The organism is Actinoplanes sp. NPDC049681 (assembly GCF_044465265.1).
Taxonomy (GTDB): domain Bacteria; phylum Actinomycetota; class Actinomycetes; order Mycobacteriales; family Micromonosporaceae; genus Actinoplanes.
In genome coordinates, this window is the sequence record NZ_JBITLP010000003.1 from 742,371 (window position 1) to 756,132 (window position 13,762).

The window sequence follows — 13,762 nt, forward strand, 5'->3', positions numbered from 1 at the left end:
TGCGTTGATCTGCCGCCGCCCGTGCGCGTCCCTCCAAGGCCTGTCTGTGCTGGCTGGAGGCCGTTAGGCTGCACATATGGTCCGGGATGAGCTGTTGCGGCTGCGAGCGAGGGCGGAGGCTGAGGCGGCGTCGCTGGCCCAGGATCTGGAGGCGCTGTTCCTGGCATCGCGGGATTCGAATGCCGACGACGAGCACGACCCGGAGGGCGCCACCATCGGCTTCGAACGCGCCCAGCTGACCGCGCTGCTGGCCGGGGCGCGGGAGCGGATCGCCGACGTTGACGACGCGCTGCGTCGGGTTGACGCGGCGACCTACGGCGTCTGCGAAAGATGCGGGCAGCCCATCGGCGATGAACGGCTCGCCGCGCGGCCGTTCGCCCGCTTCTGCATGGCATGCGCGTAGGGCATCGAGGAGATTGAGCACTCGGGGCGCTTACTAATTCCAGCGAAGTGTTTACGCGGGCAAGACCAGATGCGCTCAACTACCGCCGTCCGTACGCCTCAGCCGCAGGCAGCAGAGCACCCGCTTCATTGAGATTCCACGTCCCGGCATCCCTAGTTACTGCTGACGATTTGCTGGTGCTCAGCTCTCGGATGCCGGAGTGCGAGCGTGGCGTGGAGCTGGCCCATCCTGACGGTGGTGTCCAAGAACCCCCAGATCGTCTGGTCGACATTCCCACCGGCTTCGACGTCAAGGCGGAGATCGCTGTACAGCTGTTCGGCCTCGGCGACAAGTTCCTCTGCGCGTGCGGCGTGCTGCTCTGGGGTCATGCCGCCATGTTTCCATCTCGGCGCGAGCGGTGCTGTCTGCCTATTTTGCCGGTGGGTGCCGTCCGGCGACTGGACCAGGTGGCAGAGCACTCATATGGCGCTGATCGCGCACTACCGCCGTTGTCGTGCAAGCTCGAGCCACGGCAGTCGTCACGGTCGGCTAGCATCTCGGCGGCTCGACCGTAGAAGGCGGGGGGTTTGATGGGTGCGAAGACGGCGTTGCTGGCGTTCGTCGACGGGGATCTGCCGGCGGCGCTGAGGGAGGCCAGTCGAGCGCATGCGGCCGAGAGAGGGCTGCTGGCCGACGGTTCCGCCACAGCCGAAGGCCTCTAGCGCGGTCAGCCGACGCACCGGTTCGAGCGAAGTCGTGCGCCGCATCCGCCTCGGCTTCAGCGCCACCAGGCTGTCCGCGACCGCGGCTAAGCCCTGCAGATCGCGGACGTCCGGCCAGCCGATGTCGAGTGTGCGCAGGCCGGGCAGGTGTCAGCGGCGGGATTTTCCGGGGATCGCTGAGAGCACGACAGCGTAGGACATTGCCGAGGGGTGTTCCTGTCACCGAGCGCGGACCCTGCGTGGGGTCAGCACGCCAGGGTCGCGTTTTCCTGTTCGTCTGTCCTAGCCTGGCTTCTCGTCGTGCACCGGACGAGTGAACCGGACCAAAGGCCAAGTGCGTTGACTCTGTGTACGGGAGCTGATGCGCCTGACAGGAGAGCTATTCGTGGCACAGGACAGCTGGCAGCCGGACGCGGACGTACAGTCGCCGGACCGGTCGGTGCGCCTGCGCGTCGACCAGGCTGGTCAGGTGCAGGTCGACTTGCGGGATCTGCACCGGCACACCGACGAGTCTCTTGCCGGGCAGGTGCGTGCCGCCGCCCGGGTGGCGTTGGCGACGCTGCAGGCCGAAGTGGATGTTGCTGAGCAGTCGGACCGCGCCGACGAACGTCCCGGAACAACGTGGTGAGCTGGTCCAGCCGCCGGCTGATGGCCGTGCTGGCCGCGGTCACGCTCGTGGTCGCCGGTGCTTTGGTGTGGTGGTTCGGTCCCTTGCATGACCGGCCGTGGGTGCCGACCTGTACCGATCTGGCCCCGAGCCTGCAGACCGAGCTGGGTGGCGCCTGGACGGTGACCGACCCCGACGAAGGGCGGGAAAACGGTAAGCACCAGTCCTCCTCAACGTGCGAAATTTCGTTCGTCACCGCTGAGCAGAAGCACACGGGCACCCTCTACCTATTCACCGTCGCCGCGGACAACCCCGACACCGCCCGCAAGGACGTCGACAGCTTCCCGTGCGTGGGGACTGCCGGGCAGGTGGACGTGCCGCAGGGCTACCACGCTTTCCGGATGTGCTCACTGACCACCAGCTCTCAGACCCTCGTCTCCGTCTGGGCGGCTAAGAACGACCGGCAGGTCACGGCGCGCGTCGCCATCAACATCCGCGACGACGCGCAAGCTGCGACGGCGTACGCCCAACAGCTGAGCCGTCTGGCCGCCGACAAGGCGCTGACCGTGCCCGAGCCGGAGTAGGAAATCTGATGGCGAATCTGACCCACTACTACGAAGACGTCGAAAACATTCGGGCCACCGGCCGATCTCCTGTTGAGAACGTCGTTGTCACCCGCGAACCGAACGGCGAGATCGACGTGTGGATCCGCCCCGGCACGTTGCGGCGGCTGAGCGACGGCGAGGTCGCCGCCGAGATCCGTGCGGCGCTACTGGCGGCGGTGGCCGACCATCGGCGCCAGTTCGTCGAGGTACGCGTCAGGCACTTCGGTTCGCCGTTGTTCGCTACTGAATTCACTCCGCCTGAGCCGGTGCCCACACGATCGGGGGAGTGGTCATGACCCAACCGGCAACGTTGCGTGTCGAGACCCGGGCGCTGGTCGCGTACGGCACCAAACGGTACGAGGACGCCGTCACCTGCGGCGCCGTCCGCCGCTTCCTCGACCACGTCGGCGCCGTACCCGCCGGCGCCTGGGGCACCCTGCCCGACGGTGACGGCGCCTCGATCATCCCGGGCGGTAAGACGATCGCCGAGGGCGCGAAGCGGCTCTTCTCGTCCCCGCCGGTCGCTGACGGGCGTCAGGACGAGCTCACCCGCCGGGTGCAGCAGGAGATGACGTCGCTGGCGGGGGCCGCGCAGGACGGCGCCACCCGGATCCAGCCGCCGCCGCCGTACGAACCGCCGACCGTGAACGCCAACAGGGAAGACCTGCATGAAATTGGCGCCGCAGGCGGCGGCAAATCATCATCGGGTGGGGCTGTCCGGCCGCCGCGCATCGACCCACCGGCGCACACCCGCACCTCTTCCGAGGGTGGCGCACCCGGCGATTCGCCCGTACCCGGCGGTCATCCGGGCGGTGGTGCCGGGTTGTCATCGGTCTCCGGCGCGCAGCCGAGCCCGTCCGGTGGGTCTGGCAGCGGCCCGAGCCTGTCGGGTATCGGTGCCCCGCCGGTGCTGCCCACGCCGGTCCAGCCACTGCCGGTCACAGGGGCCGGACCTGTGCCCGTGCCGCCCGCGGGTCCAGGGAACCCTGTGCCGGGGCTGCTACCCGGTATGCTGCCCGGCGCTGGTGGTGGACTGCCGGCAGGAGGTCTTGGCCCGGTCGGGGCCTACAACCGGATTTCCAGTGCTGTCCCTGCTGGGCGGCCCGCAGCGCTGCGGGGCCCGGGTGGCGCGATCGGTGGCCTGCGCAACGGTGTCATCGGCGGCGTCCCTGGCGCAGGGGGTTCCCCGGGCGCAGGCGGCCTACCCGGCGGGGGCGGCATGCAGCTGCGTGCCGGGGCCCAGTCGAGGATCAACCCGGTGGGCGGCGTCATCGGCCAGCAGCACGGGCCCGCGGCCGGGGGGCCCGGCGGTGGTTCGGGCCGCGGCAACTCCGCCAATGCGGGGATGGCCGCGGCTCCCGGCGGTCGCCGTCGGCCCGGCGGCAGTCCCGATGGCGGTCAGCGCTGGGACCCCGACAATCCGTGGGAAACCGCGGAGGGCGTCGATCCGGTGATCGTCCCCGATCACTCGGGCGACCGCATCGATCCCGGACCTGGCATCATCGGACTGCACCGGTGAGCTCACCGCCACGGCGCCGTACCCGCTTCACCCGTCTGGCCGCTGCGGCGGCCAGCGGCATGCTGCTGGTGCTCGTGGAGGCACCGCCCGCGCTGGCGGACTCGATTCGCGAGCGCCAGTGGCACCTGGACGCGTTGCACGTCACCGCGGCCCACAAAATCAGCCAGGGCGACGGCGTCACCGTCGCCGTCATCGACACCGGCGTCCGCGCCGATCATCGCGACCTTGCCGGCAACGTCCTGCCCGGCGTCGACTACCGCGCCGCGGGAACCAAGGGATGGGTGGACACCGTCGGCCACGGCACCGCCATGGCCGGCTTGATCGCCGGGCACGGCCACGGCCCGGGTCACGCGGACGGCGTACTGGGTATCGCGCCGAAAGCCAAGATCCTGCCACTGCGGACCATCGACAACCCCAAGCAGTCCAGCGGCGAGAAAGTCCCCGACGCCATCACCGAAGCCGTCCGCCGGCATGTCGACGTCATCTCCATGTCCATCGCCGCGACCGGCAATGACCGCTTGGAAAGCGCCATCCGACAGGCCATCGACGCCGACATCGTGCTCGTCGCCAGCACAGGTAATCGACCGGAAGACGTTTTCCTGCAGTACCCGGCCAAATACCCCGGCGTCGTCGCGGTCGGCGCGACCGGACGTGACGGCAAGGTAGCCCCGATCACGGTCACCGGCCCGGAAATGGCCCTCGTGGCGCCCGGCGTCGACGTGGTATCCGCCAGCCAGACCGGCGGATACAACGAAGGCACTGGGACAAGCGGCGCCACCGCAATCGTCGCCGGCGCCGCCGCACTGATCCGGGCCGAATACCCGGACCTGTCGGCCGCCGAGGTCGTGCACCGGCTCACCGCCACCGCCACCGACAAGGGCGCCCCCGGCCGCGACAACGACTACGGCTACGGCGCGCTCAACCTCACCGCCTCTCTCGCCGCCGACGTGCCTGCCACCACCGGGCAGCCTTCCACGGCCGCGAGTAGCCCCGCAGCCGCCGTTGGGAAACCACCATCGGAGGCTGACGGCCAAGCAGCCCGGTCCACACCGACGACCGCCCCGACAAACTGGGTAGCCGTCAGCACAGTCATCGCCATCCTCCTCGTTCTGCTCCTTCTGGTCGTCGGCGTGCCCACCTGGCTGATCATCCGCAGCCGCCGAAGCCGCAAGAGCTGACATCAAACTGCCGCAGCGCGACGAAACGTACAGCCGGCCAGCCCTGACCAGCTCTGCAAGCGCGTATCGCCCGGTACATGTTCAAAGGCCGGGCCGCCCATCACGCGACGTCATGGAACGGGCGGTGACGGTGCGCAGAACGCGCCGACGCTCGCATAGCGGCGGATGTGCGCACCTGTCCCGTCTCCCACCACGCGCATTGTCGCTGGCAGACTTCGGGCGGTGAGTTGGTCTCTGTTCGTGATGCCCGTGCACCAGGCCGCCCACGATGGCGTACTGGAATGGGTGGGTGCGGCGAGCCACTCGCGTGGAGTCCCCGATACGGTACCGGCGGCAGTTCCGCTACCGACCGTTGCAGAGGTTCTGGCAGCTTTCCGCAACGCGGGCTGCCATGGCGAGGCTTGGTTCCAGGTCAGGGATGCCGGGGTTTCTCCTCCGTTGACGCGATGCCCTGACCCTGCGTCGTGCGGGCGCGAGGGTGGTTTGGATATCGGCGAGGTGACGTTGCGCGGCGCTGAACGGGCCGATGGCCGCGTTCCGCTCACTTCCGCGACCAGAGTGGTGAGCATGTCGTTCCGTAAGCCGAGTCGCGCCGGTGTGCTTGCCGCGGTCTGCGCATTGGCGTCGGTGTCGGGACCGCAACTCGTCTTCGACGACTCCGCCGACGAGGTATTCGTCGCCTGGCCGAATGAGCTTGAAGCGGATCTGGCCCGGGAGTGGCCGTGGTAGTCATCCGTGACAGCAGACCTGGCGACTCGCGCCGGTAGGCCCGAGGCAACAGAGCGTGGGCTGCCTGGCGAGCGGGAATACACGGACAGCGGCCTGACAGGGCACCTGATGTGCCGGCGTCGGTCCACGCCGGGGCCGGGGGAGTATCGTGCGCGGGCGTCGCGACTCGGCCAAGCCCAGCCGTACCCCTTGCCACCGTCACGGCATAGCGCCAAGCGGAGACACTCGCGAAAAGTCGATGTGAGTCTCAATGCAACATGCGTTCACCAGGGTCAGGGCGTTTGTATAGGGTGCAGAATACGGAATAGCGTCTGTGGCCGCGCAGGGCCGGCTCTGGTGGATGCGGTCCTATGGACGTCTATCTGCCGCTCGGCGACGATCCTCAATCGTCATTAGGGAGACACCATGGCAAGGCAGATCATCCAGAAGCTTATTGACGACTTGGACGGCGGCGAAGCCAGCGAAACGATCTCGTTCGCCGTCGACGGCTGGAACTACACCATCGACCTGTCCGAGAAGAACGCCAGTGCGCTACGGGGGGCTCTCGCTCCCTTCGTGGACGCCGGCACCAGCGTCGGCAGGGGCTCCGGTACGTGGCGCCCCGGCCTCGGAGCAGGCGCCCAGCGGGCGAGCAGGGCCGACAACCAGGCGATCCGTGCTTGGGCGGCCGAGAACGGGTACGAGCTGTCCGCCCGGGGTCGAATCCCCACCAGCGTGGTCGACGCGTTCGAGGCGGCCAAGAAGGCCCCGGCCGCCACGCCGGAGAAGCGCGCTCGCAGCTCCCAGGCGACAAAGACGAGCGCGCCCACCAAAGCCACCAAGCGCACTACGAGGAAGAAGGCCGCTGCCGCAGTATGACGCCCTCCCGGTGCGGCCGGCGTTGTCCCGTTTGCGGGCTATCCCAGATCCGGTTGACGGCGTGACGAAAACCCGCGCCGTCGACCGGGCGCCGATCGAGCGGCTACTGACGCGCGGCGTGCGCCTTCGACGGTTTCGTGGGCAGAGGGCGTTCGGCGTCAGGTGATACGCCGCGGCCACCCGTTGCATGGCTGGTGCCGTGGTCAAGAACGATGCGTGGTCAGCGCAGTAGATCGCCGGGACGACGAGCAGATCACCGGCTGACCGCCTGGTCCAGGGCGGAACGGATGGATTGCACCAAGGCGAGCGCCTGCGGGTACGCCTCCTCTGCCTCTTCCCACAACTGTCGCCACTCCGAGTCGTCCCCGACGATCCGGTCCAGGGCTCGAATCGCGATCGCGGGAACGTCGTCGGCTGCCTCGACAGTGCCGCCCTCCAGCAGGAAATCAGGCGCGTAAACGGTGCCAATCGCCGTCCCGTCCGGCAGCTGGGAGGCGACGATCGCCGCGGCCGCGATGGCCTCCACCGCATCGCTGCTGTCGAGGTACTCGGCGCCGTGCTCCGCGCTACGCCCTCAAGTCGGCAGCACGATGCCGAGACGCCGGGCAAGCTCGCGATGAGCCGAGACGATGGCGTCGATGGACCGTGCCAGCACGGTCTCGGGTGTCTCAGGCCGGGCTAGCCGGAGCCAGTAGATCTCTGTATCGAGGTGCGCCGTGGAGACGACGCCGGACTGTCCGGCGAGCGCGAGCTCGAAGAGGTCCTCGGTCACCGCAGTCATTCTCCGATTGTCGACGACCGAGCTGACCCCGTCGTCGAGGAAGAGCTCCCAGGCGCGGCCATCGACCGTCGACAGACCGAGGCACCTGGGTAGATCGTCGCGATCGACGGCCAGCTCGGCGCGGGCCGGATCGACCGTGATGCCGAGCAAGGTCGTCGGGGCGCGGGCGATCGCCGCGACGACCGCCGGAGCATCAGCCAGCTTTGTTGCGTCGTATTCGACGACATCGTCCTCTTCGTCCGGCCCGAAGCCCGGCCTGAGCGGCTCCGTCCAACGCTTCAACCATGTCCACACAGACCCATCCTCACGGTGAAGCCAACCTGCAGTGACCGGATCCACCGAACCTCACGCGACCGGGAGCTGTTCCTCGATGGGCAACGGCGTGTTTCCGTCTTCGTCGACGACGCCCGAAAATACAGACTCCTCGCGAGCTTCAGTCCGGCAACTCGATACCGAGACGTCGGCCAAGTTCGCGATGGGCCTGGACAACGGCATGGACGAACCGAGCCAACACGCGCTCCGGCGACTCCGGGCCGGTTAGGTGCAGCCAGTACACCTCTCGATCGAGGTGGGCGGTGGAAATCACGCCGGGCTGCTGGGCGAGGGCTCCTTCAAGAAGGTCGTCAATGACGTCGGTGGAGCCGCCAGTGTCGATGATGCTTTTGACCTCTTCGGCGAGAATCAGCTCCCACTCACGCCCGTCGGCCGTCATCACGCCGAGGTGACCGGGCAGGTCATTGCGGTCGACGGCCCGCTCGAGGTCGGCGGGTTCGTCCGCGATGGCCAAGAAGGTGCTTGGAGCCCCGGCGAGCGCCGCCAGCACGGCCGGGGCGCCGGCCAGTTCCCCGCCGTCATAATCGACGGCTTCATCGTCGCTCCCGAACCCGGTCCTGGCCGGCGCCATCCAGCGCCGTAGCCACCTCCACACACATCCCATCCTCGCGGAGGATGCCGTGCGCCGGTCGCATACGTGGAAACCACAGGCGGCTGGCGGCACACCGCACACCTCACACCGCACCCTGCGCGACGGCTCACCCTTCGTCGGTGCCGACAGCGTCCGGATACTCAAGTTGATCTCGCTGACGACGTGCCGCCCGGCGTTGATGGCTCTGGGCGGCACGCATTTCCGCTGAAACCACAGGTTGCAACCGGCCCGAGCGATATGTGGTGAGTGATGGTTTCACCTGAAAGCCCGCCCAAGAGCTCCGGCCGATTCCAGCGATCGACCTGGTGGTGGTGGGTGCTGATCCCCACCACCGCGCTCAACGGCTTCGTCGTCGGCTACTTCCCGATGTGGCTGTCCATGGGAGCCGCCTACAACCGCGGCGACTACTCGGTGGCCGCCGGCGGATACGGCACCGGAGCCGTCGTCCTGCTCATAGCCATCGCCGGAATCCGCGGGTTCCACGGACCACGCCACCCCGCCACGCGGACCGCCGCCGCCCTCGCGTTCGTCCTAGGCCTGTTCGCCGCCGTCTTCGCATTGAAGGCCGTCCGGGAACCGGCGGACGGCGGGCAGATCCTCCAGGTCCAGGAAGGAATCTTTCCTGTGCTGTTCACGCCCTGGACCTTGGCGCTGCTGATCGCGAGTCTCATAGGCACCTACAAGCTGTGTACCAGCAGACGGCACAGCGGCAGTGCCTCCTCCACCCGCTGAGAAGACCGCCGCCCTGATCTGCCTGGCCCGACGCCGCTGCGACGTCCTGTTCGCCATGCTGCGCGACAAGACGCGCTACCAGCCACGATTAGCTCTCGCCTTAACACCACCCGCATGATGGAGCTGGACCTCGACGACTTCGCTGCCGCGGTGGCTGCTAGAGCCCCAGCCTTCCCAGAGGCGGCCGTTCAATGGCAGCTCCATCACGGTCCCACCTCGCAGCAAGTCTTCTGCCTGGGTCGACTGCACTACCACGCACTACTGGCCCAGTTGGTCGTCTGGACCAGCGGCGAAGCCGAGCTGAGCGTCGGCGACATCTCCACCGGAGCCATTTCCATCACCAACTACCAGATGAGCAACATCGCTGAGCTCACTGCATGCCTCGACGACCTCACCAGCCGCCTGATGCCACCAAGCACCGAGGCTTGATGAACCCCATAGGGACACCCCCCACGTCGAACTTCTCGACTGAGCGGCGGTCCGGATCACGTTCAGGTACGTGTCGAGCGACGGAGCGGTGGTGGGCTCTGCGAGGGAGGCGCACCGCGGTCCTCGTGGCCGCTGTGTTGGTTGCCGTACTCGTCGGCGCGGTGACTGGTCCGCGGGGCACGGCGGCCGACGGCGACATCGAGGGAGTTGCGCCGGTTAGCCGGCCGCTTCTCGGCACTCGACGGTGTCGTCGCCAGGGCGTTCGCGCCTGCGACTACTCCTTCATCCCGACGGAGAAGCCGGGTTCTCCGTCGGTGATCCGCAGTGCGCCGGACGCTGGGAGGGTCAGGAACCCGCAGCCCTGAACCACCTCGCCGCCCCCGATATCGGCCGATTCGAGATGGCAGATGAGGTGTGGGCCTGGCTTGGCGGGTAGGACGAACTCGCCGTCATCGTCGAGGGCGGCGACCACGCCGCCGGCCTGGGTCACCTGGTCACGACTGACTCGCGCAGATACGCCCTGCAGGTTCTGCCTGTCGATGGGCTTGTTGCCGGTGGTGCTCCAGAGGCCGTCGACGGCCGCGGCCGGCACGGCGATGATCCAGCCCTCGTCGATCGGCCTTTCTCCCCGCCCGGTGTCGTCCAGGAAGGCGGCTGTGCCGGTCAGGCCGTCGTGGTGTGACGGGCCGGTGCACGCGGCCACCAGGGGTGCGAGCAGCAGGAGTCCAACTGCTCGCACCACCAGGGATGCGCGGAACTGAGGCCGGCTCATTTCAGGGTGACCTCCGTCTCGTAGGTGGACCCGTCGACCAGCGTGATCCGGAAGACCTGGGTGGATGCTGCCCATGTCTAGGGAGCTTGCACGTTGAGGTGCCAGGACGGGCCGAACTTGACTATCTTGTAGCTCGCGCCGCCGCTGAGGAACCTGGCCGAGGTGACGGTGCTCGACGCTTCTGCAATCGTCGGTTCGTCCGGCGCAGGCGGGTCGACGAGGTCGCCGTTCGGGGTCTTCGCGCTGCCGGACCGTTCCCGCAGGTCAGCGCAATGAGCATTCCTACTTGGGTACGCCACTGCCAACCGGCCTTTCGTAGCTTTCGACGTTCCTGCCGGTGCTGATTTCGGTGAGATTCAGCAGGTGCTCGCGGACGGCGAGACGCACGGCTGGTGGCACTTCGAGGTGGGTTGCGGAACTGACCGGTGGTGGAGGTCAGCGGGGTCCTGAAGGACGCTTCGAGCCTTGCCCGGTGCCCCGCCCGGACATGCCGAGTTGAGTGCCCCGGCGCGATTCCCTAGTCCATGTGTCGCAAACGCTGGCGCTACCCAAGTTTTCGAGCCACTTCGTGATGAGTAACCGTGGTCTCACGGTCGATCAAATACTCGTCATCCTCCGGATAGAACACGGCTCGGTCGACATCATCACCAGCGAACCCCCGAATGTGCTCGAGCGATGCCCACCAGCTCAGCGTCGTCACCTCGGATCGGCCGTCACCCATGTCCCTGGTCCACATCTCGACGCCGAGATTTCCCGGCGTCTGTCGGTATTCCGCCAAGCCCGTGCGGGCTACATAGTCGAGATAATCGCTGGCCCGGGCGGTCTCAACCCAACCGCGCCATACCCGTGCTATCACGCGGCGAGTCTACGAGACGTCCACGATGCTGAGCTTGAACGCACTCTTCCGCCGCGGAGCGGGCGCGCCGGACTACCGGACTCGAACCGGCTCATACCTTGCGATCGTCAGCACGATGTGCTGGTAACGGGCTTTCCCATCCGCCTTTGCCCGGCGCGCCCGGCGAGCCTACTTAAGGTTCCAGCGAGCTGCCCGCGGGTTTGGCCGCACTCACATGCCGCCGTCCGTGCGCCGGCCTGGTCGAGGCGGCCCGCGACGGTGACCGTTGCGCCACGCCGCTCAGCATCCTGAGGAAGTAGCCGAGTTGAGGGCGTTCGGGGCGGCCCGCCCGCGTGAGTGACCTAACGGCGATCATGGTTTGTATGACGACCGACGGTGACCAACGCCCACCCGCTGCACCATCGAGTGGCCTGCTCATCGTCATATGCGGGCTGCCGGGAAGCGGGAAGACCACCAAGGCCAAGGAAGTGGTTGCCCAACGGCGCGGCCTGCGGCTAGGGCCCGATGAGTGGATGACAGCACTCGGCGTCAGCCTGTGGGACGCCGCCATGCGAGAACGCGTAGAGGTACTCCAATGGTCGCTGGCCAAGGAGCTCCTACTCCTCGGCAACACCGTGATAGTCGAGTGGGGAACTTGGGCCCGTTCTGAGCGCGACGCCCTCAGGCTCCGGGCGCGCGAGCTCGGAGCTGCGGTGCACCTGATCTACCTGGACGCCCCGGATGAGGAACTTTGGCGCCGAATCCACGAGCGCGCTATGGAGGACCCTCCTATTCAGCGCTTGGACATCGACAGATGGCGGCGTCACTTCGAAGCGCCCGACGAGCAAGAAATCGGCCTGTACGACGCCTTGCCGCCAAGCCTGTAACGCGTGCTCATGCCGCCGTCCGTGCGCGGGCTGGTCGAGGGCGGTGGCCGTCGCTCCACGCCGACCAGCATCCTGAACTGCCGAGAAGAGTGCACGTGCCTCCCTGCCTGAAGTGGTGTCCGCAGGGAAGATGACCGTGTGAGATATCCCGAGCTGTTTTCCGTGGGAAGCGCCGCCTTTAGATGTGGGCCGGTGGCGGTAATGGCAACTGCAGTGCAGTGCCTGGAGGGGCTCGAGTCCGAAATATGGGATAGTTCCGATGCTCAACAGCAAGGGCAAGGAGTTCATCCCGGACTTGGTCGCGTACAACCCGACCACCAAGGAGTGGGTGCCTTCGATTCGAAGGTCGGCAGGGGCTGACTTCACGCCGAACCAGCAGGTCGGCTACCCCGAGCTGGAAGGTACGGTCGGTGCGGTCCTCAACACCGACAAGCTTGAGAAATACGGCCTGTACAGGGGGAATCGGGTGTACATAAAAGTGGTCTTCGACGCCTGGGAGTGCCCATCGTGCGCGCCATAGACCTGACCGAGCGGCGCCTCATCGAAAGCATGGAAGCGGACGGCTGGGAACATGTAGCCAGGGCCGACGGCGACGTTGTGTCCTTCGTCCGGCCCGCCTCTCCGGAAATCCTCCATAGCGTGAGCGTCGACCTGACCGAGGACGATTACAGCATCCAGGCCAACCCGGCCCTCGGTGCGGTACATCCGGAAACGAGCCGGCTCAACGCCCGGTTCCTCGGGCGCAGTGACCGGCCAGGCGCGGCGACCGCGATGGTGGGCGCCGCGCTGCAAGATCTCATGCCGGCAGGCAGCAGCCCACTACTCCCCATCACCCGATGGGGAGTGGTGTCCGCGGACGACATCGACGGCGCGGTCAACGCTCTGCAAGCCGACGTCGCCGACTACGGGCAGCCCTTCCTCCGTCCGTTGCAAACTCTCGACGATTGCATCGGCCACCTGCAGCGGACGGATCGGTACTACGCCCAGGACCAGCACCTGGCCACAGCGCTGGCCCTGCAAGACCGCGTTCCCGAAGCACTGCAAGTGCTCGAGCAATTCGCAGCGCAGGCGGCTGACCACCCGCCCTTCTTCATCCAGCGGGGTCGGCTCTTCGTCCGGTCGTTTCTGGAGCACTTCGGAATCGATCCGACCGCAGTCCGGTTCGCGCTCGGATCCTGATCAGCCCCGCATCCTGACGACGCTATGCATGTCAGGACGCGGTGCGGCATCGAACGCCCCACGGATTGTGATCACGAAAGCCCTTCCAGCTGTCGGCGCTAGTTCGAGGACTGGCTCGGCGCGGCCGGTGCCGGGGCTGGCAGCGGGTGGGGCCCGATAGAAGCGCAGGATCTGAGTAACTTCTTCGACTACGTAGTCGAGGTCATCCCATGCATCGGTGTCGTCCGCGGCATGGCGTACACGACTGACGGAGTCCGCGAGCTGTCGCTGCAGCTCCGCGAAAGTGTCGCCCTGGATATGGATTCCCGGAAAGGCTCGGCCATCTAGGTGGGTTACTGCGGCGTTCCCGCCCGGGGCCAGGACTCGCGCCTGATCAAGATTCACCCGCCGATGATCGCATCACGCCGCCGGCCTCTCTCGTCGTCCGACGTCCTCAACTGCCGCGGAGCGGGCGCGCCGGACTACCGGACTCGAACCGGCTCATACCTTGCGATCGTCAGCACGATGTGCTGGTAACGGGCTTTCCCATCCGCCTTTGCCCGGCGCGCCCGGCGAGCCTACTTAAGGTTCCAGCGAGCTGCCCGCGGGTTTGGCCGCACTCACATGCCGCCGTGAGCGCGCT

18 protein-coding genes and 4 pseudogenes are annotated in these 13,762 nt (G+C 67.3%); 14 read left to right on the plus strand and 8 right to left on the minus strand.

Annotated elements, in window-relative coordinates; all coding sequences use genetic code 11:
* Window positions 1-76 precede the first annotated feature (76 nt).
* Entirely contained in the window at window positions 77-403 is a 327-nt protein-coding gene (locus ACIBO8_RS13320) for a TraR/DksA family transcriptional regulator (protein ID WP_396115399.1), read from the plus strand.
* Between the two features lie 152 nt (window positions 404-555).
* Here ACIBO8_RS13320 and ACIBO8_RS13325 read toward each other — a convergent pair whose 3' ends face one another.
* The gene (locus tag ACIBO8_RS13325; RefSeq protein ID WP_396115400.1) at window positions 556-771 is read right to left on the minus strand and encodes a hypothetical protein; all 216 of its coding nucleotides are present in this window, start codon (window positions 769-771) and stop codon (window positions 556-558) included.
* A 718-nt stretch (window positions 772-1,489) separates the two neighbouring features.
* Here ACIBO8_RS13325 and ACIBO8_RS13330 point away from each other — a divergent pair.
* From ACIBO8_RS13330 to ACIBO8_RS13360, 7 genes are all read left to right on the plus strand, one after another.
* Window positions 1,490-1,732 (plus strand): hypothetical protein, encoded by a 243-nt coding sequence (locus tag ACIBO8_RS13330; RefSeq protein ID WP_396115401.1) that lies wholly within the window; start codon window positions 1,490-1,492, stop codon window positions 1,730-1,732.
* Window positions 1,733-1,752: 20 nt separating this feature from the next.
* Window positions 1,753-2,295, plus strand: a complete 543-nt coding sequence (locus ACIBO8_RS13335; RefSeq protein ID WP_396115402.1) for a hypothetical protein — start codon at window positions 1,753-1,755, stop codon at window positions 2,293-2,295.
* An 8-nt stretch (window positions 2,296-2,303) separates the two neighbouring features.
* Window positions 2,304-2,612 carry a hypothetical protein gene (locus ACIBO8_RS13340; RefSeq protein WP_396115403.1) on the plus strand — a complete coding sequence of 103 codons (309 nt, stop codon included), beginning with the start codon at window positions 2,304-2,306 and terminating at the stop codon, window positions 2,610-2,612.
* Complete coding sequence (locus ACIBO8_RS13345) at window positions 2,609-3,835, plus strand: hypothetical protein (RefSeq protein ID WP_396115404.1); 1,227 nt, start codon at window positions 2,609-2,611, stop codon at window positions 3,833-3,835. The genes ACIBO8_RS13340 and ACIBO8_RS13345 overlap by 4 nt, the downstream gene beginning before the upstream one ends.
* Window positions 3,836-3,894: 59 nt before the next feature.
* Window positions 3,895-5,013, plus strand: coding sequence for a S8 family serine peptidase (locus tag ACIBO8_RS13350; protein ID WP_396115405.1), 1,119 nt, complete (start codon window positions 3,895-3,897; stop codon window positions 5,011-5,013).
* A 222-nt stretch (window positions 5,014-5,235) separates the two neighbouring features.
* Window positions 5,236-5,742, plus strand: a complete 507-nt coding sequence (locus ACIBO8_RS13355; RefSeq protein WP_396115406.1) for a hypothetical protein — start codon at window positions 5,236-5,238, stop codon at window positions 5,740-5,742.
* A 405-nt stretch (window positions 5,743-6,147) separates the two neighbouring features.
* Window positions 6,148-6,600: an Lsr2 family protein gene (locus ACIBO8_RS13360; RefSeq protein WP_396115407.1), complete on the plus strand. Its 453-nt coding sequence runs from the start codon at window positions 6,148-6,150 to the stop codon at window positions 6,598-6,600.
* A gap of 253 nt (window positions 6,601-6,853) precedes the next feature.
* On the opposite strand, the pseudogene ACIBO8_RS13365 reads toward ACIBO8_RS13360, so the two are convergent.
* The 3 genes and pseudogenes from ACIBO8_RS13365 to ACIBO8_RS13375 all read right to left on the minus strand — a co-directional run.
* Window positions 6,854-7,147 (minus strand): annotated as a pseudogene (locus tag ACIBO8_RS13365) (DUF4259 domain-containing protein); the annotation flags it as partial.
* Window positions 7,148-7,174: 27 nt separating this feature from the next.
* Window positions 7,175-7,675, minus strand: a complete 501-nt coding sequence (locus ACIBO8_RS13370; RefSeq protein WP_396115408.1) for a hypothetical protein — start codon at window positions 7,673-7,675, stop codon at window positions 7,175-7,177.
* A gap of 139 nt (window positions 7,676-7,814) precedes the next feature.
* Window positions 7,815-8,285, minus strand: a complete 471-nt coding sequence (locus tag ACIBO8_RS13375) for a hypothetical protein (RefSeq protein ID WP_396115409.1) — start codon at window positions 8,283-8,285, stop codon at window positions 7,815-7,817.
* A 336-nt stretch (window positions 8,286-8,621) separates the two neighbouring features.
* On the opposite strand from ACIBO8_RS13375, the gene ACIBO8_RS13380 reads away from it, so the two are divergent.
* Window positions 8,622-9,038, plus strand: a complete 417-nt coding sequence (locus ACIBO8_RS13380) for a hypothetical protein (protein WP_396115410.1) — start codon at window positions 8,622-8,624, stop codon at window positions 9,036-9,038.
* 117 nt (window positions 9,039-9,155) lie between these two features.
* Window positions 9,156-9,467 (plus strand): annotated as a pseudogene (locus ACIBO8_RS13385) (hypothetical protein).
* Between the two features lie 18 nt (window positions 9,468-9,485).
* Here the strand turns inward: ACIBO8_RS13385 and ACIBO8_RS13390 are convergent.
* Both ACIBO8_RS13390 and ACIBO8_RS13395 read right to left on the minus strand, forming a co-directional pair.
* Window positions 9,486-9,578 (minus strand): annotated as a pseudogene (locus ACIBO8_RS13390) (30S ribosomal protein S6); the annotation flags it as partial.
* Window positions 9,579-9,741: 163 nt separating this feature from the next.
* Complete coding sequence (locus ACIBO8_RS13395; protein ID WP_396115411.1) at window positions 9,742-10,239, minus strand: hypothetical protein; 498 nt, start codon at window positions 10,237-10,239, stop codon at window positions 9,742-9,744.
* A 303-nt stretch (window positions 10,240-10,542) separates the two neighbouring features.
* Here ACIBO8_RS13395 and ACIBO8_RS13400 point away from each other — a divergent pair.
* Window positions 10,543-10,689, plus strand: a pseudogene (locus tag ACIBO8_RS13400) (hypothetical protein); the annotation flags it as partial.
* Between the two features lie 94 nt (window positions 10,690-10,783).
* Here the strand turns inward: ACIBO8_RS13400 and ACIBO8_RS13405 are convergent.
* Window positions 10,784-11,095: an antibiotic biosynthesis monooxygenase family protein gene (locus tag ACIBO8_RS13405; protein WP_396115412.1), complete on the minus strand. Its 312-nt coding sequence runs from the start codon at window positions 11,093-11,095 to the stop codon at window positions 10,784-10,786.
* 362 nt (window positions 11,096-11,457) lie between these two features.
* Here ACIBO8_RS13405 and ACIBO8_RS13410 point away from each other — a divergent pair, with 362 nt between their 5' ends.
* From ACIBO8_RS13410 to ACIBO8_RS13420, 3 genes are all read left to right on the plus strand, one after another.
* A complete protein-coding gene (locus tag ACIBO8_RS13410) occupies window positions 11,458-11,961 on the plus strand; it encodes an AAA family ATPase (RefSeq protein ID WP_396115413.1) in 504 nt (167 codons plus the stop codon).
* A 259-nt stretch (window positions 11,962-12,220) separates the two neighbouring features.
* Window positions 12,221-12,481, plus strand: a complete 261-nt coding sequence (locus ACIBO8_RS13415) for a hypothetical protein (protein ID WP_396115414.1) — start codon at window positions 12,221-12,223, stop codon at window positions 12,479-12,481.
* Window positions 12,469-13,140, plus strand: coding sequence for a hypothetical protein (locus ACIBO8_RS13420; RefSeq protein WP_396115415.1), 672 nt, complete (start codon window positions 12,469-12,471; stop codon window positions 13,138-13,140). The genes ACIBO8_RS13415 and ACIBO8_RS13420 overlap by 13 nt, the downstream gene beginning before the upstream one ends.
* Here the strand turns inward: ACIBO8_RS13420 and ACIBO8_RS13425 are convergent, their stop codons facing one another.
* Window positions 13,141-13,524 (minus strand): DUF6959 family protein, encoded by a 384-nt coding sequence (locus tag ACIBO8_RS13425; RefSeq protein WP_396115416.1) that lies wholly within the window; start codon window positions 13,522-13,524, stop codon window positions 13,141-13,143. It lies immediately after the preceding gene.
* Between the last annotated feature and the right edge of the window lie 238 nt (window positions 13,525-13,762).

Bases quoted from the DNA above. Each gene is read 5' to 3' on its own strand.
- ACIBO8_RS13320 (WP_396115399.1), top strand. From the start codon at position 77: ATGGTCCGGGATGAGCTGTTGCGGCTGCGAGCGAGGGCGGAGGCTGAG.
- ACIBO8_RS13415 (WP_396115414.1), top strand. From the start codon at position 12,221: ATGCTCAACAGCAAGGGCAAGGAGTTCATCCCGGACTTGGTCGCGTAC.
- ACIBO8_RS13395 (WP_396115411.1), bottom strand. From the start codon at position 10,239: ATGAGCCGGCCTCAGTTCCGCGCATCCCTGGTGGTGCGAGCAGTTGGA.
- ACIBO8_RS13350 (WP_396115405.1), top strand. From the start codon at position 3,895: ATGCTGCTGGTGCTCGTGGAGGCACCGCCCGCGCTGGCGGACTCGATT.
- ACIBO8_RS13335 (WP_396115402.1), top strand. From the start codon at position 1,753: ATGGCCGTGCTGGCCGCGGTCACGCTCGTGGTCGCCGGTGCTTTGGTG.
- ACIBO8_RS13410 (WP_396115413.1), top strand. From the start codon at position 11,458: ATGACGACCGACGGTGACCAACGCCCACCCGCTGCACCATCGAGTGGC.
- ACIBO8_RS13360 (WP_396115407.1), top strand. From the start codon at position 6,148: ATGGCAAGGCAGATCATCCAGAAGCTTATTGACGACTTGGACGGCGGC.
- ACIBO8_RS13325 (WP_396115400.1), bottom strand. From the start codon at position 771: ATGACCCCAGAGCAGCACGCCGCACGCGCAGAGGAACTTGTCGCCGAG.
- ACIBO8_RS13375 (WP_396115409.1), bottom strand. From the start codon at position 8,285: ATGGCGCCGGCCAGGACCGGGTTCGGGAGCGACGATGAAGCCGTCGAT.
- ACIBO8_RS13345 (WP_396115404.1), top strand. From the start codon at position 2,609: ATGACCCAACCGGCAACGTTGCGTGTCGAGACCCGGGCGCTGGTCGCG.
- ACIBO8_RS13340 (WP_396115403.1), top strand. From the start codon at position 2,304: ATGGCGAATCTGACCCACTACTACGAAGACGTCGAAAACATTCGGGCC.